The organism is Exiguobacterium sp. TDN 0502, from assembly GCF_050846835.1.
GTDB lineage: Bacteria > Bacillota > Bacilli > Exiguobacteriales > Exiguobacteriaceae > Exiguobacterium_A.
Genome location: NZ_JBOZGJ010000007.1, coordinates 108,882 through 131,365, shown reverse-complemented (window position 1 = coordinate 131,365; position 22,484 = coordinate 108,882). Strand labels below are relative to the sequence as shown.

Annotated in this window: 18 protein-coding genes; 8 read left to right on the top strand and 10 right to left on the bottom strand. The window is 49.1% G+C overall.

Annotation, left to right across the window (positions count from 1 at the left end; translation table 11 throughout):
• Positions 1-40 precede the first annotated feature (40 nt).
• Entirely contained in the window at positions 41-1,213 is a 1,173-nt protein-coding gene (locus ACRPK8_RS09450) for a glycosyltransferase (RefSeq protein ID WP_432238004.1), read from the top strand.
• 55 nt (positions 1,214-1,268) lie between these two features.
• Here ACRPK8_RS09450 and ACRPK8_RS09445 read toward each other — a convergent pair whose 3' ends face one another.
• Positions 1,269-5,714, bottom strand: a complete 4,446-nt coding sequence (locus ACRPK8_RS09445) for a hypothetical protein (RefSeq protein WP_432238003.1) — start codon at positions 5,712-5,714, stop codon at positions 1,269-1,271.
• Positions 5,715-5,897: 183 nt separating this feature from the next.
• On the opposite strand from ACRPK8_RS09445, the gene ypfJ reads away from it, so the two are divergent.
• Positions 5,898-6,740: a KPN_02809 family neutral zinc metallopeptidase gene (gene ypfJ, locus ACRPK8_RS09440; RefSeq protein WP_432238002.1), complete on the top strand. Its 843-nt coding sequence runs from the start codon at positions 5,898-5,900 to the stop codon at positions 6,738-6,740.
• Positions 6,741-6,807: 67 nt separating this feature from the next.
• Here the strand turns inward: ypfJ and ACRPK8_RS09435 are convergent, their stop codons facing one another.
• On the bottom strand, positions 6,808-7,176 hold the full coding sequence (locus ACRPK8_RS09435; RefSeq protein WP_029343141.1) for a nuclear transport factor 2 family protein: 369 nt from the start codon (positions 7,174-7,176) through the stop codon (positions 6,808-6,810).
• A gap of 22 nt (positions 7,177-7,198) precedes the next feature.
• The gene (locus ACRPK8_RS09430) at positions 7,199-7,681 is read right to left on the bottom strand and encodes an Rrf2 family transcriptional regulator (protein WP_432238001.1); all 483 of its coding nucleotides are present in this window, start codon (positions 7,679-7,681) and stop codon (positions 7,199-7,201) included.
• Between the two features lie 208 nt (positions 7,682-7,889).
• Here ACRPK8_RS09430 and cydD point away from each other — a divergent pair, with 208 nt between their 5' ends.
• The 3 genes from cydD to ACRPK8_RS09415 all read left to right on the top strand — a co-directional run bounded on the left by cydD (position 7,890) and on the right by ACRPK8_RS09415 (position 12,248).
• A complete protein-coding gene (gene cydD, locus ACRPK8_RS09425; RefSeq protein ID WP_432238000.1) occupies positions 7,890-9,620 on the top strand; it encodes a thiol reductant ABC exporter subunit CydD in 1,731 nt (576 codons plus the stop codon).
• Positions 9,617-11,326, top strand: coding sequence for a thiol reductant ABC exporter subunit CydC (cydC, locus tag ACRPK8_RS09420; RefSeq protein ID WP_432237999.1), 1,710 nt, complete (start codon positions 9,617-9,619; stop codon positions 11,324-11,326). The genes cydD and cydC overlap by 4 nt, the downstream gene beginning before the upstream one ends.
• 283 nt (positions 11,327-11,609) lie before the next feature.
• On the top strand, positions 11,610-12,248 hold the full coding sequence (locus tag ACRPK8_RS09415; protein ID WP_432237998.1) for a cyclase: 639 nt from the start codon (positions 11,610-11,612) through the stop codon (positions 12,246-12,248).
• 40 nt (positions 12,249-12,288) lie between these two features.
• Here the strand turns inward: ACRPK8_RS09415 and kynB are convergent, their stop codons facing one another.
• Genes kynB through kynU form a run of 4 tightly spaced genes read right to left on the bottom strand, consistent with a single transcriptional unit; the run spans position 12,289 to position 16,456 of the window.
• Complete coding sequence (kynB, locus tag ACRPK8_RS09410; protein WP_432237997.1) at positions 12,289-12,912, bottom strand: arylformamidase; 624 nt, start codon at positions 12,910-12,912, stop codon at positions 12,289-12,291.
• 13 nt (positions 12,913-12,925) lie between these two features.
• The gene (kynA, locus tag ACRPK8_RS09405; protein ID WP_432237996.1) at positions 12,926-13,765 is read right to left on the bottom strand and encodes a tryptophan 2,3-dioxygenase; all 840 of its coding nucleotides are present in this window, start codon (positions 13,763-13,765) and stop codon (positions 12,926-12,928) included.
• Positions 13,766-13,788: 23 nt separating this feature from the next.
• The gene (locus ACRPK8_RS09400) at positions 13,789-15,168 is read right to left on the bottom strand and encodes an amino acid permease (protein WP_230088895.1); all 1,380 of its coding nucleotides are present in this window, start codon (positions 15,166-15,168) and stop codon (positions 13,789-13,791) included.
• A gap of 10 nt (positions 15,169-15,178) precedes the next feature.
• The gene (gene kynU / locus ACRPK8_RS09395; RefSeq protein ID WP_432237995.1) at positions 15,179-16,456 is read right to left on the bottom strand and encodes a kynureninase; all 1,278 of its coding nucleotides are present in this window, start codon (positions 16,454-16,456) and stop codon (positions 15,179-15,181) included.
• Positions 16,457-16,564: 108 nt separating this feature from the next.
• Here kynU and ACRPK8_RS09390 point away from each other — a divergent pair, with 108 nt between their 5' ends.
• From ACRPK8_RS09390 to ACRPK8_RS09380, 3 genes are read left to right on the top strand one after another with little or no spacing between them, the layout of a single operon-like run.
• Entirely contained in the window at positions 16,565-17,194 is a 630-nt protein-coding gene (locus ACRPK8_RS09390; protein ID WP_432237994.1) for a TetR/AcrR family transcriptional regulator, read from the top strand.
• Positions 17,195-17,243: 49 nt separating this feature from the next.
• On the top strand, positions 17,244-17,696 hold the full coding sequence (locus tag ACRPK8_RS09385) for a DUF4385 domain-containing protein (protein ID WP_432237993.1): 453 nt from the start codon (positions 17,244-17,246) through the stop codon (positions 17,694-17,696).
• 49 nt (positions 17,697-17,745) lie between these two features.
• Positions 17,746-17,943, top strand: a complete 198-nt coding sequence (locus tag ACRPK8_RS09380; RefSeq protein ID WP_432237992.1) for a hypothetical protein — start codon at positions 17,746-17,748, stop codon at positions 17,941-17,943.
• A gap of 79 nt (positions 17,944-18,022) precedes the next feature.
• Here the strand turns inward: ACRPK8_RS09380 and ACRPK8_RS09375 are convergent, their stop codons facing one another.
• The 3 genes from ACRPK8_RS09375 to ACRPK8_RS09365 all read right to left on the bottom strand — a co-directional run bounded on the left by ACRPK8_RS09375 (position 18,023) and on the right by ACRPK8_RS09365 (position 22,195).
• Positions 18,023-19,219, bottom strand: coding sequence for an MFS transporter (locus ACRPK8_RS09375; protein ID WP_432238038.1), 1,197 nt, complete (start codon positions 19,217-19,219; stop codon positions 18,023-18,025).
• A 151-nt stretch (positions 19,220-19,370) separates the two neighbouring features.
• Positions 19,371-20,411 carry an acyltransferase family protein gene (locus tag ACRPK8_RS09370; RefSeq protein ID WP_432237991.1) on the bottom strand — a complete coding sequence of 347 codons (1,041 nt, stop codon included), beginning with the start codon at positions 20,409-20,411 and terminating at the stop codon, positions 19,371-19,373.
• Positions 20,412-20,428: 17 nt separating this feature from the next.
• Entirely contained in the window at positions 20,429-22,195 is a 1,767-nt protein-coding gene (locus tag ACRPK8_RS09365) for a CDP-glycerol glycerophosphotransferase family protein (protein ID WP_432237990.1), read from the bottom strand.
• Between the last annotated feature and the right edge of the window lie 289 nt (positions 22,196-22,484).

The following is a 22,484-nucleotide window of genomic DNA, read 5'->3' as shown; positions in this document are numbered from 1 at the left end:
TCCCACCAGTCAGAGTTGTTCCATGGAAAGGATGAGCCTTATGAGTCAAGAATACATTGCTGTGTTCACGGATCATTTTCGTCAGATTCCTTACGAATCACTGATTTCCTATTATCCTGTTCTTTTTTATACACAACCAGGGAAATGTCCTGCTTCTTTCCAACAAATTGCCATTACAGAAATTCAGGAAGCGGAAACGCATGAGATTTTACTGTATATCGTTGATTATGAAACACGTGAAGATGAGCTGGCCATCGCGAATCAGATTCGTTCGACACGTCCCCGATCAAAGATTCTGCTGGTCAAAGAAGCGATTCGACGAAAAGGTGATTTTCCGTATCATTTGGTCCAAGGCGACGGTATGTTACGGCTCTTTTCCTACCGTCCCGCGTATCCGAATGAATTATTTGCGGAAATCCAGCATATCATCCATCCTGAATATCCCATTTTAAAGGATACTATAGCCTTTATATTGCCAATATTTAACGAAGAGAAACGTTTTAATTACGTAAAAGATTTTTTGGAGTCACTTGCGACCTTCATCAGCGAAGATTATATCCATGCCTCGATCAACTTCTTTGATGATGCATCATCTGACCGATCGAAGGCACTCTTACAGGAGTATCGTTCGATCGTCATGGAAGCGACGGATACATTATTCACCGTCGGCTATCTTGAAGTCCATCAAGTCGAGCAGAATACACGAAAAGCCGGTCTATTCATTGAAGGGATGAAAAACATCTCAAGTGATTATTATGTCTTCGTCGATGCGGACAATTCGTTTCGGATCGAAGACATCGCCCGTCTGTTGACGATTGCCCAGGAAGGGTATTATGACATCGTCGTCGGAACGAAGGATTTGACGATTGAAGACCGGGGAGCTGTCCGTCGATTCATGAGCTTCGGCAAACGGAATCTGACACGCTTCTTCCTGCCAAAAGGGGTGACGGATTCGCAAACCGGTCTGAAGATCATCAACCGTCGTGTCGTTCATCGCCTGTTGCCTTATCTACACGTCGAGAGTGGTCTTGCGATTGACTTGGAGCTGATGTATGCAGCGAAAAAAGAACGCTTACGGGTCTATCAACAGCCTGTGACCTGCATCGAACGCGAAGGATCGCACGTCAATCTCGTCAAGGATTCCGTCGCCTTCTTAAAAACAATGGTCAGTCTGTATCAGCGCCACCGGAAAGACGAAGTACCGGTCAAATGAAAAGGACAATGGGGATCCGAGGGGTCTCCATTGTCCTTTTAGCTTTTTAGATAAACTATTTCTGTTTTCGTTTCAGACGAGGAAGACGTTGCTTGAACACGGACGATAGGCGTTGTTGCACAGCCAGACCACGATTGCTTGTCATGAAATAAATCAACAAGATACTAAGTGGGAGCGCTAAGACGAGGATGGTCAGTCCGGCGTAATAAATCGGACGCAACACGACGGTCACATGTGCCGTCTTTTCGTTCGAACGATACAACTGACTAACTCCGTTTAATGCCGTGTCACCACGCATCGTTTCCTGATCTGTCTGGAGTTTAAATAACGGTGTCGGAGAATCGTTGACCGTGAAGCGCTCGAGTGGCGCATCGCTTTTTATATCCCGTCCCATCTGTGAGGCATCGACGTCAAGCGCACGCGCAGGTTCTGTTGCGAACAACATCTCGCTTTGCTCGGAGAGAACAAGTTGATCGACTAGAATCAGTTGATCGTACGGTAGCACTTCGAGATTTTTCAGACGCAACTGCCCAGCCTTTTTCTCGTTTCCGCGCGTCCAGATATGCAACTGCATCCGGACGGTCTTCTTCGGTGGAATGACGATTTGTTCATAATGATTCCACTGCTTCTTTTTCTTTTCTTCGACTTCATTGATGAAATCTGTACCGATGACACGATCATCTTTATCCAGGTAATACACTTTAAGGTGTCGCTGACGAACGTTCTTGCTGACGGCGTCGAACTGGATCAAATATTCGTGATCCGGTTTCACCTTCATTTTTTGCGAGGCATAAATATACCAATCACACGAGCAGGTCGGTTCATAATCAATCGTATAGCCGTCTTCGGTCTCACTCGCGTCGAACATATCGTCCGTGATCGAGACACACGTCGCACAATTTGCTGCTGCTTCCGGAGCGGCGAGGGCTTTATCAGTGACGATCTCGTTCGGGTCGAACTTGTGCAGATCCTTCCACTCGACGAGTGACGGTACCTTACTCGCATAGGATAGTTCTAACTGATAACGTCCCTTCTTGAGTGGGATATCGGATAACTTGACGTCGTACAGCGTCTGGTAGACATCACTCAACTTCGTCATCCGGTACGGAAATGCTAAGTGTAGCGGATCATACGTCACCGTCTGATTCCCGATCTGCTGTTGATGTTTTTGACCATTTAGAATATCAGCACGAGACAAAGCGCGTTCGAAGACGACCTGCTTTCCGTCTCGGATTTTGACAGTGATTCGACCATCGTTGCCTGGTGGCGGAGTCAACATCAATTGGAGCTGATAATCGGTCGCTTCGCGAATATCGATCGAACGTTGTAAACGTCCCCGTTGCGCAGCGATTCCTTTCCCAAAGCTCAGTCCAGGATAGTTTCGTTCCGACTGCAAGTGCCCTGTGTAGTCGAATCCGGTCTCTGCCTCGAGTACCATTAAGGTCTTCGTGAAAGCGAGCGTATCGTCGACGCGTTTTCGTAAAGCGGTCAGCTTTTCTTCCGGTATCAGAACAATATTTTGGATGGCATTAAAGCCTTCCGTGTTCGTCACACTGAGCGTCGCAGGACCGGTCGGTATCGTGAACGAACCGAGCGGAACCCAAGCGAGTTTGGCACCGGATCGTTGTTGAGTCGGAATCGTAACGCCTCGTTTATTAAAGGTCAGATCGAGTTGCCCGCCTTTTTGATTCAACAGTACGCGAGCAAAACCAGCGTAACGACCGGCTGGCAGATTTTTCGTCATCGTAAACGTATTCGGAATCATATAATCCTCATAGCTGAATATTTTAATATCATGGACCCACCAATACGTTTTCCGCTCGGGGCGCTGGAAGCTGAGTAGATCAATCCGCATCGTTTTTGCGTTTCGTGGTGTGACATATTCACCTTGCAAGTGGATCGCGTCGACATCACCGGAATCACGCGGAGCGACGACATACGTTTGATTCAGCTCGCGATCCTTCGCATCAAAGAACCGGACCTTGACGTGGAGCCGGTCGACCCCACGACCGCTCGCTGTAATATCAAAGCGGTAGGCGTTATTCGGTCGTGCCGGCAACTTACCGGATTTCGCGACTTGCCAGATGTATTTTGGATCACCTTCTGCGACTTCGGCGTGGAGGACCGGTAAGTCATTATCTTTTGACATCGGATTTGGAGATAAGTCGACGATGTCCGGATTATCGGCTTTAAAGAACGTCTCATCCTCAAGCATCGAATTAAAGGAAGCGACTTGTTTCGCTTTTAAGCCATCTAATTTGTAGACCGGGGCGTCAATCCGGGCAGAAGCAAACGATAGACCAATTCCGTCTCCAAAGTCGAGGTCAAACGACGGATTCGTCATGCCTTGCGTCCGTAAATACCAGCGCCAGTCATTGTTCGCGAGAAACGTTTTCCCCCAGTTCAGGAAAGCGTTCGCTGAGTCGATCGCATCGAACGGTTTCCAGTAGTATTCTTCCGGCACCTGGCTGAGAACGAGGTCGTTTTCCTCGATCATCTCGACAAGATCCCCCTGTTTCATCCAGGAGAGGCTGTCCTGATGGGCTTGTGTCGCATACAAAATCGATTGGCGACCGAGATCGTATCCATCCAGTGTTGGATAACTGATTGACCGTTCGAGTCCATAAGGGGTCAACACCAATTGTGGAACAGTCCGGGTATCAAGCGGTGCAATCAAGTCGAACAAGGTGAACAGGCCAACTTGTTTCGTCTGTACGAGATCACGTTGCTCCTGTAGAACCTTTAGATTGAAGTCCTGTCGATCTTTCATCCCAGTATATTCATCGCGGTAGGCGAATTGCTTCAATCCGAATGCTTTTGCAATCTGACCGGCTTGTTCCGATCGACCGGTGTCGAGTAGATATTGCATGAACGTCATCATGTAACCAATCGTCGGTGATGCTCCTTCATGATGAAAGACGGTATCGTGTGCCGACGTATAGACTTGTACGTCACCTGTCGCCTTGATTTCGCCACCTTTTCGTGGATTTTGATTCCAGCGTGGGGTTGCGATACCGGTACTCGGTTGCGTCATCTCGTCCGCAATCGGGAACTGCAACCACTTCCCATCGACTTCATCTTGGATTGTGGTGTATTCCTTAGGCATCTTGACTGGATGATAAAAACCTTCCATGTAGACCGTCCGGTAAGGGAGGAAAAAGCAGGCGACGACAATTAGTGTTCCGACGATCGAAACGATTCGGTACAGCTGTAAGGGAATCGTCCGGGACGCGCGGGTAAAGACGGCATTTAATCCGACGGCGAGCAACAAGCTATAACTGACCATCAAGAGACCAACCAGCTTATTTGGGTCGCGGAACATCGCACCGATCAACGGTGTCTTCGTCACGAATAGAACGAACGCATCGGCAACTTGTTCATGGGTACCGGTCGCAAAGACAATCAGCGGAATCGCAAGCAGACTAAAGAACAGATGGATTGGTTGGCGATAGGCGACGATAGCTCCTAGTAGGATGAGTAAAAGGGTGGTGGTACCACCAATCCAAAACGTCAGCGGTAACGTCGTCAAATCAAACATCGGCCACCAGTAGCTCGTCAAAAATAAAACATTCGTCCAGCTCGAGTGTCGACTGAACAACATCAACGTATCAGAGACATTGATATTATGTTGTGAGGCTTGCGAGCCAGTCAGAATCGAGCCGACATACATCAAGAACCAATAGCCGTTGAACAGCAGAAAAACGAGACCAAATGCACAGGTCGCCCGAACATAAAACCACAGTAACGGTGACCACATCCGTTCTTTGCGACGCGTCCAACTCGTCTTTAAGAAAATGAGTCCGACCATGATGCCCATATAGATCAGCGAGAAGAAAAAATAATGAATGCCCGCCGCCATGAAGGCAAAGACGATCGACAGTCCGGTAATATCAATCCATGTCCGTCGACTCAACCGATCAGACAAGCGAAAACCGGGATCTAGCTGTTCCCGAAACTTTGGGTCGAAGATATTGAAGAACAACATCAAAGCGTAAGGGAAGACGGAATACCCACATAATAGATAGATATGTTGAATCCGCGTGATCACCCACGGATTTAAGGCATAAAATAACGCGGCGATTGCGAAAGCAATCAGTGAGAGATAAGAAAAGTGCTTCGAGACATAAACGGAATGGAGTCGTTTCGTAAAAGCGAACATCGATAAAGCAGAGATCGTCAACAGTCCGATGATGAATGACTTGATCAAGACGGGACCGGACGAGCCAAACAATAGACTGAGTAGATAAAACGGTAGGATGTAGAGCAGTCGTGCGACATTCAGAAGCGTCGTCGTGCTCCAGCGGTTGTTCCATGCCCCATAAATTTCTTCTAAATAGCGATGGGAGGACAGTCCGAAAGACATGTCGCTGAACGTCACCATGCCAGAACGAAACAATGGGAAGCTATAAGCTAAGATGAATAAAAACATACCAGATAGGACGAGGATGTCCTTACGATACGTATACATGAAGTTCTTGAGACGTTGACGGAACGAGTGCATCGGACAACTCCTTTCTGCGAAAATCCGTGCTGAACTTCTTCTCTACAGGAGGGCGATATTCCTAGAAATGGATGTACTTATTTTAGCAATGAATACGAGAAGTAACGTCCATCCTAAGACGGAGCGTTACGGACGAACGCTTTCGGGTAAAGACCTACAACGAAACGAGTAGGGGGAAAGCGTATGAAATGGAAGGGAAGAGAACGCAGTTCAAACGTCGAGGATCGACGGGGAATGGGAGGGAAAGGAATTGCCGGCATCGGTGGTGGTGTCGGAATCATCCTGCTGATCGTCATCACCTTGATGGGCGGTAATCCAGCTGAATTACTCGGAGACTTAACCGGCGGAGATCAGCAAAATACGACGTACGAAGAAACAGCACAGGAAAAAGAAGCAGCGGATTTCGTTTCCGTTGTCTTAGCGGATACGGAACGCGTCTGGACGAAAGAATTCAAAGAGGATGGCAAAACCTATAAAAAACCGAAGCTCGTCTTATATACGGATCAAGTCAGTTCGGCTTGCGGACAAGCAGGGAAGTCCGTCGGTCCCTTTTATTGTCCCGGTGATCAGAAATTATACATCGATTTAAGCTTTTATGATGAACTGCAGACAAAGTACGGGGCACCGGGCGATTTTGCGATGGCCTATGTCATTGCCCATGAAGTCGGGCATCACGTCCAGACGTTACTCGGAAAGTCAGACGAGATCATGCCACTGCGACAACAGATGAGTGAGGAGAAATTCAATAAGTACCTCGTTCGATTCGAGCTACAGGCGGATTATTATGCCGGCGTCTGGGCACACCATGCGCAAGGTGAAAACTTACTCGAAGAAGGGGATCTCGAAGAAGCGTTGACGGCAGCGAATGCTGTCGGGGATGATACGCTGCAAGAAAAAGGACAAGGATATGTCGTACCGGAAAGCTTCACCCACGGGACATCGGCACAACGGGAGCGTTGGTTCCAAAAAGGTTTTGATAGCGGCACGATCGAAGGTGGAGATACCTTCAAAGCGAAAAACCTGTAACGGATATGCAAAAAACGGTGGTCTGCTTAAAAGCGGAACCCCGTTTTTTTGCTGATAGGAACTTACCTTATGAACGGAACATCGTCGGATCATCCGGAACGTTCTCCAGGTAAGCGATTCGTCCGTTTTCATCAAGACGTGCGATATCTTTTCCGTCCTGCGTGAAGACACTACCGTCGGCCCGTTTCCCGCACACGGCCCAGCGTGTTTCATACGTTCCGGGTGTTGTCTCTTCCCAGCCTGCATACATGTGCTTAATATCCTGATTCGCCGTGAATACATGACGGACGAATTGTTTCCAGGCGTCGATGCCATGCTTTGGTTGTCCGTTCAAAACGAACGTGATGTCTGTCGTAAATAAGGACACGAGATCCTCAAACGCTTGTGCGTCCGTGCGTGACGCGTCGAATAAGTCAAAATAACGATTTAATACCATGGTCATAACCTCTTTCTGTTCATTAAAGTGTCATCATCCGGTCTGTGATTAACGCATGCAACCGTTCTAAGTGTTCCGGTGGACAGGAGGCATCGATCGCTTGACGAATCGAGCCAATCGATTCACGTTTCAGTGTTGATTGCCACGCCTCTTCTGCCTCTGTCATCAGATTCGAGAGCAGACCGATTTCCTGTTCCTGAATCCCCATCAAATCCTCGAAGACACCGCTTGACGCATACAACGTCTGTTTGCCCTCGATCGCTTGATAGACATCAAAGATTTGAATTTCGTCTGCCGGACGCCGTAAGCGAAAGCCCCCTTTGGCACCCGGTACGGAATACAACAGATCCGCTTGGACGAGTTTTCGTAAGAGCTTTTGGAAGTAAGTCGGTGAAGCCCCAAGTTGCTGACTGATGAATTCGCCAGGTAACACGGCGCGCTCCGGTAGGAAGGTCAAGAGCAACATCGCATAAACGGATTGCTCGACCCCGGTTTTCATTTGCATGAGAAGTCCCCTTTCGTTAAACGTGGATAATGTATATCCATAATAGTTTCATTCGAAAGAATTGTCGATTCATATGCTCTCACAAAACCGTCACACCTTTTCGACAGCATCTGCATGGCATCCCCGTTCTGGATTCGGTATACTAAATGTACGATATGTGAAAATATTCACTAAAAGTCGTTCACACTTTGTGAAAGGACGTTTGTATATGAATCCATTAAAAGGAATCGTCCAGATTCCACGCAGTATTCTCGTTCAATTCATCATTGCAGCTTTCCTGATGGGGGTCGCGGTCGTCGGTCAATCGTATGGCATCGTGTTGACGGTCGATCGCATTTTCCTAAAAGGTCAACCGTTTGAAGCCGTCATTCCGTTACTGCTCGTCGTTCTCGGGATGCTGTTGCTCCGGGTCGCCGTGACGTATTGGAACGGTCGTCTCGGTACGACGTTATCGGCGCACATGAAGCAGGCACTCCGGGAAGCGCTCGTTGCGAAATACACAGGTCGCTCGGTCGAGATGATGCTACAAGGGCAAGCGGGACAGAAAGTCAGTGTCTTGCTCGACGCCGTAGACGAGATGGACAGCTATTACAGTCAATACTTGCCGAAAGTCGTCCAGACGACGATCGTTCCCTTGATGGTCTTGATCGCGGCATTCAGCTATGACTGGATCACCGGTCTCGTCATGATGATCACGGCACCGTTCATTCCGTTGTTTTATATCATCATCGGCATCATGACGCAAAAGCGGGCCGATGCTCAACTCGAGAAGATGACGGCGTTCTCGGGAACGTTCCTTGATACGTTGCAGGGACTGACGACCTTGAAGTTATTTGGTCGTGCGAAACGACAACGTGACGTCATCGAAAAAAGCAGTCTTGATTTCCGGGATGCGACGTTAACGGTCTTGAAGCTCGCCTTCTTGTCGTCGTTGATGCTTGAGTTCATCTCGATGCTCAGTATGGGAATGATCGCACTTGAAGTCAGTCTGCGTTTGATTTTGTTCCAAAGCATCACCTTCATCCCGGCGTTCCTGATGCTCGTGTTGGCACCAGAATACTATCTTGCCTTAAAAGAGATGGGAGCTGCCTTCCATACGGGACGCGGTAGTGTCGCGGCAGCGAAACAGATCGCAGCCGAACTGACGGCAGACGATCGTCCCGTTGCCTTCGGTCAATCAGAACTTTCGATGAACCGTCCACCACGAATCGCCTTGGATGAAGTTGATTTTACGTATCAAGAAGGACGTTTTGCCTTACAAGACGTGACACTTGTGATCGAACCGTATCAAAAGGTGGCGTTGATCGGTCGCAGTGGCGCTGGTAAGTCAACTGTCTTACAGTTGATTGCCGGACTCGCGGATCCAAAAGAAGGACGGATTCTGCTTGACGGGATCGAGCGCAGTCAGGTGGCGGAAGCAAGTTGGTTCCGTCAGTTGAGCTACATCTCGCAACATCCGTATCTGTATGCCGGAACGCTGGCAGAAAACATCGCGATCGGTGAACTCCGTCAAGCGACGCCGGAAGAGATTTTTGAGGCGGCGCAGGCAGCAGGGCTCGAGGAGCTGATTGCGACGTTACCTGAAGGGATCGACACGGTGATCGGAGAGGGCGGACGTGGTCTATCGGGTGGCGAGAAACAGCGTGTTGCGTTGGCACGCGCATTCTTGAAACGACCGAACGTCATCGTCTTTGATGAACCGACGACAGGACTCGACGTCAAAACGGAGCGACTACTCCAACAAGCAATTGAGCAGCTTGGACAAACAGCGACGGTCATCACTGTTGCACACCGCCTGCATACAATCGAGCGCTCGGATCAAATCGTCGTCCTCGACGGCGGACGAATCGTCGACCGCGGCACACACAAAGAATTGCTCGGTCGCGATTCGGAATATGCGCGGATGCGGAGCGTCCAGAGAGGGGAGGAAACACGATGAAGGAATTACTAGGAGTCTTTCGGTTGATGGTGCATCAAAAACGGGATATCGCCTGGTCGATCTTCTTCGGTGTCCTCGCCGGAGTGACGGCGGTCGGGTTATTCGCAGCAAGTGGTTACCTGATTTCAAAGGCAGCCTTGTTGCCACCGATCCAGACGCTCGCCGTTTTGATTGCGCTGCAAAAAGTGTCGAGCCTGACGCGTGCCGTCAGTCGATATGCAGAACGCTATTATTCGCACCGGGCGACGTTTACGATCCTCAGTGACATCCGGACGTCATTTTACCGTCGACTCGAGCCGCTTGCGCCAGGGATTTTCGGGAAGTACCGCAGTGGGGACTTACTTGCCCGGATTGTCGGTGACGTCGAAAGTCTGCAAAATACGTTCTTACGCGTCCTTTATCCACCGATCGTGTTGTTGCTCGTCTTCTTCTGTACGATCTTTTTCGTCAGTTTCTTCTCGTGGACGATTGCCGGACTGTTATTGCTTGGTCTGATTCTGACCGGTTTCTTGATTCCAGGTTGGTTCGCGTACCGTGAACAGCGTTTCGCCCGCTCAGTCCGTGTCCGACGTGGTGACTTGTCGACAGAAGTGACAGAGTTGTTCCAAGGCTATCGTGACTTAAAGATTTACCAGCAACTTGATCAAAAAGAACAGGACTTGAATGCCGTCGCAAAACGGTATGTCGAGGAAGAAAAACGCAATGGCTTACACGCCGTTTCGAACCTGGCCTTGAATACGATGGTGACGTTGATCATCTCCTGGCTCGTTCTGGGTGTCGGTGCCTATCTCGTCGCGAGCGGACAGCTCGAAGGGGTCTTCCTCGCCTTACTCGTCATGACATCGCTGACCGTTTTTGAAAATGCGGCACCGATGGCGATTTTACCGGGCTTCTTCGAAGATAGCCGTCATGCTGCGAAACGACTTGATGAAGTCGTGACCGAACAAGAGGAGCCGACGTATCCTCCATTCGTCCTCGATCAGGCACCATCCTTTGAAACGAACGCGTTGACGTTCACGTTCCCTGATGCCCCACGTCCAGTCTTACGTGACGTCACCGTCTCGATTCCGGCCGGGAAGAAGACGGCAATCGTCGGGGCGAGTGGCTCCGGGAAATCCACGTTACTTCAATTGATGTTACGGATGTATCCGACGGACGGATTGACGATTGCTGGTCAAGACAGTCAGACCGTTGATCCGGAAGGACTCTGGCAGCACGCAAATGTCGTCCTGCAGCAGAATCACTACTTTTATGGAACGCTTCGCGACAATTTGTTACTCGCAAATGAAGCAGCAACGGACGAAGCGATGCGACAAGCACTCGACGATGTCGGATTAACGACGTTCGAATTAAACGACCGTGTATTGGAGAAAGGGGAGAACTTGTCTGGAGGAGAAAAACAACGCTTGGCGATTGCCCGTGTGCTCTTACGGGAAGCATCGCTTTACTTGCTGGATGAACCGACGTCTTCCGTTGATGCTTTGACGGAACAGATGATTCTCAATCGATTGTTCGCGCGAGCAACGGACGCGACACTCGTTCTCGTCAGTCACCGCTTAGTAGGTCTTGAAGCGATGGATCACATCATCGTCATGGATCAAGGACAGGTCATCGAAGTCGGAACGTATGCCGAATTGATGGCACGACAAGGTGCGTTTTACGAGTTAAAACAAGTCGAGCAGTCGGTGTTTGCTCCGATTGGCTAATAAGTAGTAAAAGATAGAGGGTAATCCACAACTATTTGACGAACAGAAAGTCGTTTTCCGAATGAAAAATCGGAAAGCGACCTTTTTTGTTAAATGGGAGAAGAAGCAGATTCATCCTCGACTCCTACAGGAAAAGAAAGCAACAAAGTGGCTTTCGTTAGGGATGATATAAGCCGATGGTTTCTTACATCACACTCCTTATTCATGAAAAAAGAAAGAGCGAAAAAGGCATGACAGTCCACTTCTGAAATGGTAAAGTCTAGAAAAAGTGTGGAGGGGTTTCATGCGCATCGAACAATCATCCATCGTCGTCGATCAGACGACCGTTTCATATGATCATTTTCAAATGAGATCCAAACAGGTCTGCTTCTTGATTTCGGGAGCGTCGTACCTATACGATCATCCTTACTTCTACTACAGCCGGATGGCATTACTCGCCCGAGGCATCGATGTCGTCTGTATTCATTATGTGACAGAAGAGTTATTTGCGATGACGGACGCTGAATCGAATACGTGCATGACGCGCCGGGTCGACGCTGTCGTCTCAGAAGTACTCGCGACGCATCCATATGAGAACGTTCAGTTCATTGCGAAGTCGTTAGGAACGATTCCGCTTGCCGCTTTACTTGCTAAACCAAACTTACAGCAAGCACGCTTTGTCTTTTTAACACCCGTCCTGAATGAAGTGGTCAAGCAAATCTCCAATTCGTCGCAAGCTGGGCTCCTCGTCATCGGGACAGCCGATAAGTTTTATGATGAATCGCTCCTCGAAACGTGTCGGGCCTCGCAACTGAAGATTGATGTCATTGAAGGGGCCAATCATTCCCTCGATCAAGGATTTGAGGTCGATGCGTCGCTTGCGATCCTCGGACACGTCATTCATCAGATCGAAGTGAGTTTGTTTGAGCCGCTACATCAGTAAAAAATCCGCCCAGCAGACGCTCTGCTGGGCGGATTTTTGTTTAGTAAGGACGAAGTAAGGCACGGACGGGACTACCGTCGCCGTCAACAAGTGGAAGTGGAACAGCATTTAAATGATAATCACCGGGCGTGATCGTATCAAGAACAAGTCCTTCGAGGATATGGACATCATGCTGCGCAAGGGCGTGATGGGCGGCCATTTCCTTACTATCGATTGCATCAACGCTTGGTAAATCGAGACCAATCAGCGAAATTCCAAGTTCTCCGAGTCGCTCGGCAAGACTTGGCGTCAACACGGGAATCGTCTCCGGGAAAGTCGACTTATCGATCCAGCCATCCGTTTTGATGATTAAGCGTCGGACGTCAGTGAGATCAAATCCTTCCAAATCAGCGGCCGTGATGTCTGTTCGACCCGGCAAATAAATGACACGCGCATGTCCGATATAGAGATCCGGATCTAGATCGATGATCCTTTGTCCGGCATCATCAAAGTGAAATGGTGCATCGACATGAGTGCCGGTATGCAGGCTCATCGTTACTTTGCCGACGTTGACGGAACCGGTGTCTGTCTTATTCCATGTCAGTGTAGCCTCAAATGGTGTATCGCCCGGCCACGTCGTGACGTGGCGATCAAGTGGTTGTGAAACATCAATCCATCGCGTCATTGCTGCATCCTCCTCATAATGTCGTGCGGACCGACCACAGTTCCGGGAAGAACCGGTGGTCGAGCACGCGCCGTAGATAACTGACACCAGATGACCCGCCTGTACCTGGTTTTTGTCCGATAATCCGCTCGACGGTGCTCATATGGTTAAAGCGCCACATCTGTTGTTGGCTCCCGATATCAAGTAGTTTTTCACCGAGCTCATACAAATCCCAGTATTGTTCGACATCCCGATAGACACTTGCCCAAGCTGCTTCGACACTTGCATTCGGCGTCCAGTCTTGCGTGACATCACGCTCAAGGACGGATTCGTCGATCGGTAGCCCATGGCGCGCCATCGCCCGGATCGTTTCGTCGTAGATGCTTGGTGTCTTCAAATCTTCCAGCATCATCGGATAGAGTGTTTCGTCATGCGCATACACTTTTAGCATCTGCTCATTCTTGAAGCCGAGGGCGAATTCGATTTGGCGGTTTTGATACGATTGGAAACCGGACGAGTGCCCAAGCGCATCACGGAATTCCAGATATTCGGCAGGGGTCAAGGTCGACAAAACATTCCACGACTGAATCAACTGGTGCTGAATCTTTGAGATCCGTGCGAGCATCTTAAACGATGATTCGAGATCATCGTTTGCGACCGCTTGCGTCGCTGCTCGCATCTCATGCAGGATCAGCTTCATCCATAGTTCGCTCGTTTGATGAATGATGATGAACAGCATCTCGTCATGATGCCCCGATAAGCGATGTTGACTCGTAAGCAATGGATCTAGTTGCAAATAATCCCCGTAGGACATATCTTTCTTAAAATCCGTTTGAATCGATGCTTCAATAGACGTAGGATCTGTCTTTGTCATTCCCATTCATCCCCTTTATCGAATTAATTCAGTTTTCGTTTTTCAGCGGTCTGTGGTTGTTCCGGATGCGCCCGTTTCCAGAAGAAATAGGCGATCGACAAGAATACTAACCACGGTACACCAAACTTCAAGACGATTTGGAAATCTGTGAACCATGTCGTCAGTACGAGTGCGAATAACAACAATGCACCGAGGGCAGTCAGATAGGGATAGCCCATCATCCGAACCGGTAACGTCCGTCCACCTTCACGTTCCCAGGCTTTACGGAAGTACAGATGGGAGATGAAAATCATGAACCACGTGAAAATCGCCCCGAACATCGAAATCCCCATCATGAATGGATAAGAGACGCTCGATTGACTGCTGATGATCGCTGCGAGAAAAATCCCGAGCGTTGACAAGGCGAGTGCGAAGAGTGGTACACCTTTTCGATTCAAGCGTCCAAATACTTTTGGCGCATACGTTGCCTTCGATAACGAATACATCATCCGTGTCGAAGCATACAGTTGACTGTTCATCGCAGACAGCGCCGCTGTCAGGATGATGAAGTTCATGATGCCGCCTGCATACGGAATCGATAGCATCTCCATTACTTTGACGAACGGACTTTGATCGACGCCGCCTGCTTGTTGCCACGGGACGATCATCAACATCAAAGCAATCGTGATGACATAAAACGTCGAGAGACGGAAGACCGTCGCTTTTAATGCTTTCGGTACGGCGACGTCCGGGTCCTTCGCTTCACCAGCAGTTACGGCAATCAATTCCGTTCCGAGGAAGCTGAACAGGGAGATGAAGATTGCGATCCAGAGACCTGAGAAACCGAACGGCATGAAGCCACCGTCGTTCGTGAAGTTTTGTGGACCAATCTCAGGACTTGGACTACCGATGACCAAGTAGGCACCGAGCAGGATGAATAGCAAGATGGCACTGATTTTAATGACTGAGAACCAGTATTCGAAGGTCGCGAACGTATTGACTGTCGTGGCATTGATGTAAATCAACGCGGCAGCGAATACGAGAATCCAGACGACCCCGGGAACGTCCGGGAACCAGTACTTCATATAGATAGCAATCGCACTGACCTCAACGCCAATCGCGAGAACGTTTGCGATCCAGTATGAATAGCGGACGAGAAAACCCGCATAAGGACTAATGTATCGTTCGGCAATCGTACCGAACGAGCCAGATGTCGGATGGGCGACCGTCATTTCAGCCAGACAGCCCATTAAAAGTAAGACGATGAAGGCGCCGACTGCGTAACTGATCAAAACACTCGGTCCGGCAAGTCCGATCGCAAGTCCACTTCCGAGGAAGAGACCGGTACCAATCGCACAGCCCATCGCAATCATCGTGAGTTGGCGTGTCTTGAGATCACGCCGTAGTTCAGTAGGTTGTTCCATGGTGTACTCCTTAAGCAACGACTTCGCGTTCATTCGCGAAACGTTCGTATTCTTTATCTTCCATGATTCGTTTGAGTGTCGCGACGACATCATAGACATCGGTAAATGTATTGTAGAGCGCGACGGGTGCTAGACGGACGATGTTCGGTGCCCGGAAATCAGGGATGATCCGATTTTCCTTGAGTGCTTTACAGATCCGTGCTGCTTCCGGGTGCTCGAGGCTGAGATGCGCCCCGCGGCGTGTATCGTCGACCGGGTTCCCGATGACGAAACCGTACGGTGTGAGTTCCTGTTCGACGAGTTCCATCATGTACTGCGTCAGCGCGAGTGATTTCGTCCGAACGGCTTCGATACCGACTTCGTCAAACATCTCTAATGCACCGATTTGTGGAGCGAGGCTTAAGACGTGTGGTGTTCCGATCTGGAAGGCACCGGCATGCGCCGCCGGTGTCATCGTATGATCCATATCGAACTGCTTATCCTTGCGTGAACCGAACCAGCCCGTCAGACCAGGCAACGTTCCGAAATGACGTTCGTGGACGAATAATCCACCGACCGTTCCAGGACCACCGTTCAAGTGCTTGTAATTACACCAGTAGGCAAAGTCGACACCCCAGTCATGAAAAGCGTGGGGAACGGCTCCGACGGAATGACAACCATCAAAACCAATCAGGATGCCGCGGTCGTGTGCTGCTTTCGTCAAACGCTCCATGTCGAGAATTTGTCCGCTTCGGTAAAGCACGGCCGGCAAGACGATCAACGCGATATCATCCGTCATCGCGGCAATGATATCGTCTTCTTCTAAAAAGCGACCGTCACGACTTGCTACTTGGATGAGGTGTGTCTCCGGATCCAGGCCACGTAAGCGAAGTTGGCTTTGAAGGGCATAGATGTCTGACGGGAACGTCAGCGCGTCCGCTAAAATCTTGTCTCGTCCTTCCGTTGGTTGGAAGAATGTTGCGACGAGTTGATGGAGATTGACGGTCGTCGAACCAGTGACCATGACTTCTTCAGCTTGTGCGCCGACGAGCGGAGCGTTGAGAGCAGCGAGACGTTCTGATAATTCGAACCAAGGATGACGTCCTTTCATCCAGCCATCGATTCCGAGTTCTTTCCAGTCTGATAGCGACTCGAGCAACGTCTTCTCGGCACGCTTCGACAATAAGCCGAGCGAGTTTCCGTCCATATAGATACTACCCGGTTGCAGATAAAACTCATCACGATAGGCGGCGAGTGCATCTTGCTCGTCCCGAGCAACAGCATCGCTCCGTTTTGCTTGCAGTGTCATACGTCATCCTCCTCAAATGAATGCTCAATCAATTTTGACAAAAGCGTAGCAAACAAATTGACATTGTGTCAATATTATCGAATAGAGAAAACAAAAGGAGTGAAGGACATGTCATCTTCTCAACCAGAAAAAATCGATAAACGTCATCTGCGCACGGTGCGGACACGTGAGAAACTGTTGAGTGCGGCACGTGACGTCTTCTTAGAACAAGGGTTTCAAACGGCAACGATTTCACAAGTGATTAAACAAGCGGGTGTTGGCTATGGAACGGCTTATGTCCATTTCGAAGGAAAAGATGAGCTGCTCGTCGTCCTGATGGAAGATGTCATGAGCCGCTTCCACGCGATCGCGGAACGAACATTCGAACCGGCGACGCCGCTAGAGGCAAAGGAACGTATCGTGACGCAAGCGACGGATTTCTTACGTCTCGCGGAAGAAGAACGAGCGATGTTACGAATCGTCGAGCAAGCAATCGGCATGTCTTACATCGTCCGTGCGAAATGGAAAGCGATTCGGGAACGGTTCATCGATCGGATCAGTCAGGATATCCAGTACGCGCAGGAGACAGGACTTGCGCGGCAGGATGTCAATCCGAAACTCGTCGCCCGTGGGTGGTTCTTCGCGAATGAGATGTATTTATTCGAAGTCGTCCGCGAAGAGGCGACAGCGACGATCGAAGAGATCGCGCACGTCTTAGCGACGATTTATACGCAAGGACTCTACCGGGTCGAGGATTGATGAACGGACGGGAAGGGAACGTTTCGAAGTAGAAGGGAGCGTGACCGGGATGGCGTTTGATTACGATCTCGATTTCAAGACGACGGATTTTCGTAAGGAGCCGGAAAAGTACCGGGTTGGACGCGGGGAGCAAGGGGTCTTGCTCGTTGAACCCTATAAAAGTGAGATTTTGCCGCATTGGCGTTTTAAGACACCAGAGATCGCGCGAGAATCGTCCGACAAAATTTATGAGATGTACTTAGCCTATAAAGAAGACGGGGACTTCGTCGGCATGGATATGGCGCGGAAGTTCATTCAGATGGGGCATACGCGCGCGCGACGCTACGCGAACTATAAGGGGGGACGCAAATATAAAGACAAAGAGAAGAAAGAATTGCATACACGCGAGATCGACGAAGAAAAAGCCAAATCGGCTGCAATCTTCCAAGAAAAGTGGGATTTGATCCGGGCGGACGAAGAATACCTTGAACTCAAACGTGCGCATCAAAAGAAGTACGGATAAGTCATTTCAACATGAAGGTGCAGTGACGTGTCTTATCGTGCTTGGTTTCGTGAGTATCCTGTTGAGTCTCCGTCCGAATCGACCGTCCTTTTCTTCGTATCGTCCATTAATGATTGGAACACTTTTGATTGGCTGTGGTCTGATGCCGTGGTTGACGTTGGATTTTACAGGAGTCGTCTTCGTATTCTTATTAACAGAAATCGTCGCGAAACTGCTCGTGTCAAGAACAGAGGAACAATATGTATGACGAACGAATAGGGATGAACGAAATAGCCTCGATTACCACCTCCCGCTGGATGGAGTAATCGAGGCTATTTTTGATGAAGTCATGAACTCTGTTCGACCTTGGCGATTAATCGTGCTTGACGTTTTTGCCAGATGAATGATCCGATGAACGTCACGACGAGGAAAATCAGACCAAGTGCGAACGGATAGAGAATGTTAACATCATACAGCAATCCGGCAAGCGTTGGTCCGAGCACGTTCCCGATACTCATGTAAGCATTGTTCATCCCCATGGCAAACCCTTGCTCATTCCCAGCAAGCTTTGAAATCATCGTATTCAAGACAGGTCGTAAAATCGACGTCGCAAGGAAGATGACGAGGGTGATGGCGAAGAAACCACCATAGCTTGATGTTAATAATGATAATAGAAAGCCGAGTGCTGCGATGAACAGGAACAGGTTCAAGACCTTTCCTTCACCAAGACCGCGTGAAAGCTTGTCGACGATGAAGATTTGCGCGATGACACTGATGATACCGGTCGACGTCACCATGATGGCGATGTCTTTCGGTGAAGCGCCGAATTGATCGTCGACGAACAGACCGAGAACCGATTCGTACGCCATGAGACCGAAGCTCATGACGAGTGTGATGACGAGTGGTACGAAGTACGGTTTTTTAAACGACGTCCCAAGTTTTTTGAGCATCGATCCTTCGTCCGGAGCCATTGCTGTTGGATCATGGACCTCACTTTCCTGAAGCAGTAGGATACTGAACAGTACCGCAGCACCGGAGACGATGGCCGAAACGAGCAGCGGCAACTTTAAATCGTACTCGGCAAGGAATCCACCGATTCCAGGACCGATGACGATTCCAAGCGACATCGCAGCCGAGACGTAACTGTTTCCTTTAGCGCGCTGATCCATCGTCGTGATGTCCGCAACGTAAGCAAAGATGGCCGGAATGAGAAGTGCAGCACCGGCACCACCGATTGCGCGCGAGAGATACAGCACCGTGACGGAATTTGAGAAATAGAAGACGAACATCGACAGTGTCAAACCGATCAGTCCATAGATGATCATCTTCCGGCGTCCATATTGGTCTGCCCATTTACCGGCGATGGGTGACATGACGAGCTGCGCTCCGGCAAAGATGGCAATCATTAATCCGGCTGCCGTTCCACCTTGACCGATTGAGGTTAAGTAAGCGGGCAGAATCGGAATGATGATCCCGAAGCTCCCGACCGCAATAAACATATTGATCATGAGAATCGTTAATTTTTTTCGTTGATCCGCGTGCAAGGGGACCCCTTCTTTCAACCCGCTCCTTTGTAAGCGGTTATTTGTTTCACCTTCATTATCTTAGATTCAAGCTAAAGTACCTGTCAATGTTGATGCGCTGAGGAATGGCAAAAGACGCCATCCTTTTTTTAGGACGACGTCTTTTGCCAGTTTAGCGTTCTTTTTTCAGTAACCAGTTTACATTCGGTGACAGAAGCGGCCGGAACATCGTTACGACCGGTCGACTCGACAGCAACCAGACAAGAGCGGCAGCGAGCAGGAACGACAGTCCAAGTAACAGTAGCGGAGACTCCGTCATCGCTGGTGGAACGGAATCCCGGAACAACCGGACGATGAACGAATGGATCAGGTAAATCGCAAGCGTCTGAATTCCGATCTGGTCGAACCGTTCCCCGAATGACCGGTGCGGCACGATCAGCAGGACCGAGAAAATCATGATGGTGCTGACGGCGTAAAGAAACAGCTGGATCGCAACACCTTTGAGAAGCGGGACTTCAAATTCACCGTACGTATCACGATAGAACAGCCAGACTGTGTCAAATCCGTTTTTCGTCCAGATGATCATGAAGACAGCAATCAACAGTGAGACGACCAATCCGGTTAAACGACCGATCGGCGTCGTCAGCTGCTTTCGCCAGCCGGCGTCTGTCAACCAGCCGCGTTCCTTGAGGAGATATCCCATCAGAAAGAACGGATAGAAACTGACGACCTTTTGTAGCGATAGAAAGTTCGTGATCGAATCCGGATTGGCATTGATCAGCAAGGCAAACAGCACACTAACGACGAGCGGCAGACGCATTGCGAGAAATGCCGGTGTGACCGTCTGCCAGATGATGATCCCGAGCAGATACCACAGCGTCCAGTTCGGCACGAGCGGATGGAGTAATCCATCGAGCATCTCGCGCAGGGATTCGTCCGCTGTATAAGACAGATAGATTTCATGAATCGACTGCCAGATAAAATAAAGGACGACGAACGCAACGATTCGTCTCGGGCGCGCTTGTTTAAAGAAATAGCCGCTCATGAAGATGAACGCAGGCATGTGCAACAGGTAAATGACGTTATAGGCCATCTTGACGACATCATTTTCTGGCAAGTCACGGAACGTTTCGATCAAGTGACCGAAGACGACCGTGAAGATGAGCAGGACTTTATAGTTTCCAAGCCAATGATCGTAAGACGGAGTGGTCACTGGTTTGATAGGAGCAGTCATTTTTTCTCACCGAGCAAAATTTGATCGACGAATCGTGCACTTGACTTCCCGTCCTGATGTTCGAAGAAGTACTCTGCGAACGCTTTGACATTATGCATCTCGAAGTCTTGATTTTTAATCCGCTCAATCAACTCTTCCGATGTCTTGACGATCGGACCAGGCACGAACTCCTCAAAATCATAGTAGAAATCACGTTTTGAGATATAGTCCTCAAGATCATATGCAAAGAACAGCATCGGTCGATTCAAGAGAGAGAACTCAAAACACGTCGACGAATAATCCGTGATCAGGATGTCTGAAACGAACAGCAACTCATTGATTTCACGGTGATCCGTTAAATCAAGGAAGAAGTCGGCATAGACTTCTGGAATTTCCATGCGCCGCCGGATGAACGGGTGCAGCTTAAGAACGAAGACATACTCTTCATGCAACGCTTCATATAAAGCATCGAGATCGAGTTGATCAAAGTCATAATAGGCACTTTTCGCCCCATTTCCCCGGAACGTCGGAGCAAACATGATGACTTTCTTTTGTTTGAAAATTGGATATTCCTCATAAATACGTGACTTGGCTTCTTCGATGAACGCTTGATCGAAGAACATGTCCGTCCGTGGAATACCTGTCGCGATGACCTGATCTTCCCGTAAACCAAACCCTTCTGCATAATGACGTGCGACGTTGTGTGAGCTGACGATTGCTTTCGTATAGTTTCGGTGACTAAGCGAGTTGGCACTTGGACCACCCGGTTTACCGAGGCGGCTGTAACCGAACGTCTTGAAGGCACCGACTGCATGCCAGACTTGGACGAGATCACTGCCTTTACGGATGTTCAGCGGATAAATCATCGGATAAAAATCATCGACGAGGATTGTTTTTGCAGTTGCTAGATGATACGGCAAAGTGAATTTATCACGCCAATCGCGACGAGACTGTAAGTTCGGTTTAAAGAACGTCTTGACGTCAAGATCAAGTTCACGGCGTTTCACTTCGTCTAGGATATAAGCGAAGTTTCCGCTGATGTCACTCCGCGAATCAGAAGCGAGGATGACTTTATTTTCTTGAATCGGTTGCGTCCACTTCGTGATGTTATAAATCGCTTTGAACGTGAAGCGACGGAACTTAAACGCGCGTTTCTTCATGTTCTTCTTCCACTTTTTATAGCGATCGATGACTTGAATTAGACGTTTCGATTCGCCTTTTTTTAGGGAATGGAAACCTAGGGAGTTACTATATTCCGAATACTGCACCACTAATTCGTATTCGAGTAAAATCAACGCATTGCTATGTTTCGTATCGACGCGGTACGCGACAGGGATGAGGGAACGCGTATCACCGAATGGCGCTTCATGTAAAATCGTCTTTCCTTGTACGATGGCGAAGAAGGCGTCGAAATATCCCATCGGTAACGGACGGCCGGTAGGCGTCAGGTGGTTCAGGTCCAGTTGACCTGTGAAGCTTTCCTCTGTCCAGTCCCCCTCGAACGGGAAACGAAGAATGAACGTCCGCTTATTCCGCTTATTCCGGAAGATGACGGCACGTTCGAGCGGTACCGGATCTTCAACGGGTTCAGACTGGATGTAATCATCCTCCAGTTCGTCTGTTTCCGTTTCCTGTTGTGTTTCAGGATGTTCGAATAATAGCTGTTCAGCGCGTAAAAAATCAGTCAGCCCGCTGAGGCGTGCCTCGAAACGAAAGGTCGTTCCGGCTAGTTCCAAATAAGTGACCTCGGCATGCAAAGTAGGCGTAAGTGTCTCTTCTGTCAAAACAATCTCTCCTCGCTCGAATAATTACAATGCAATTACACAATAATGATAGATTTTTAAAATTCATGTGAACATAGTATAGTGAAACTAGAAATCACCACTCATTATATCGTGATGAATCGAGATTGATAGGGATTTCTTTATTTTTTTGTGTTTTTGTAAAATAAGACTTCAACACGCAATACCTCATTACACATACCCTGATGGATAGGGATGAAAAACCAAAATTGAATTATTTCATAAGGGAGGGAAGCAGGTGTTTCGTTGGATGGTACGACGAAACACTGCG

What these genes read in the sequence shown, in the direction of transcription:
- ACRPK8_RS09450 (WP_432238004.1), top strand. Translation starts at nt 41, where the DNA reads ATGAGTCAAGAATACATTGCTGTGTTCACGGATCATTTTCGTCAGATT.
- ACRPK8_RS09445 (WP_432238003.1), bottom strand. Translation starts at nt 5,714, where the DNA reads ATGCACTCGTTCCGTCAACGTCTCAAGAACTTCATGTATACGTATCGT.
- ypfJ (WP_432238002.1), top strand. Translation starts at nt 5,898, where the DNA reads ATGAAATGGAAGGGAAGAGAACGCAGTTCAAACGTCGAGGATCGACGG.
- ACRPK8_RS09435 (WP_029343141.1), bottom strand. Translation starts at nt 7,176, where the DNA reads ATGGTATTAAATCGTTATTTTGACTTATTCGACGCGTCACGCACGGAC.
- ACRPK8_RS09430 (WP_432238001.1), bottom strand. Translation starts at nt 7,681, where the DNA reads ATGCAAATGAAAACCGGGGTCGAGCAATCCGTTTATGCGATGTTGCTC.
- cydD (WP_432238000.1), top strand. Translation starts at nt 7,890, where the DNA reads ATGAATCCATTAAAAGGAATCGTCCAGATTCCACGCAGTATTCTCGTT.
- cydC (WP_432237999.1), top strand. Translation starts at nt 9,617, where the DNA reads ATGAAGGAATTACTAGGAGTCTTTCGGTTGATGGTGCATCAAAAACGG.
- ACRPK8_RS09415 (WP_432237998.1), top strand. Translation starts at nt 11,610, where the DNA reads ATGCGCATCGAACAATCATCCATCGTCGTCGATCAGACGACCGTTTCA.
- kynB (WP_432237997.1), bottom strand. Translation starts at nt 12,912, where the DNA reads ATGACGCGATGGATTGATGTTTCACAACCACTTGATCGCCACGTCACG.
- kynA (WP_432237996.1), bottom strand. Translation starts at nt 13,765, where the DNA reads ATGACAAAGACAGATCCTACGTCTATTGAAGCATCGATTCAAACGGAT.
- ACRPK8_RS09400 (WP_230088895.1), bottom strand. Translation starts at nt 15,168, where the DNA reads ATGGAACAACCTACTGAACTACGGCGTGATCTCAAGACACGCCAACTC.
- kynU (WP_432237995.1), bottom strand. Translation starts at nt 16,456, where the DNA reads ATGACACTGCAAGCAAAACGGAGCGATGCTGTTGCTCGGGACGAGCAA.
- ACRPK8_RS09390 (WP_432237994.1), top strand. Translation starts at nt 16,565, where the DNA reads ATGTCATCTTCTCAACCAGAAAAAATCGATAAACGTCATCTGCGCACG.
- ACRPK8_RS09385 (WP_432237993.1), top strand. Translation starts at nt 17,244, where the DNA reads ATGGCGTTTGATTACGATCTCGATTTCAAGACGACGGATTTTCGTAAG.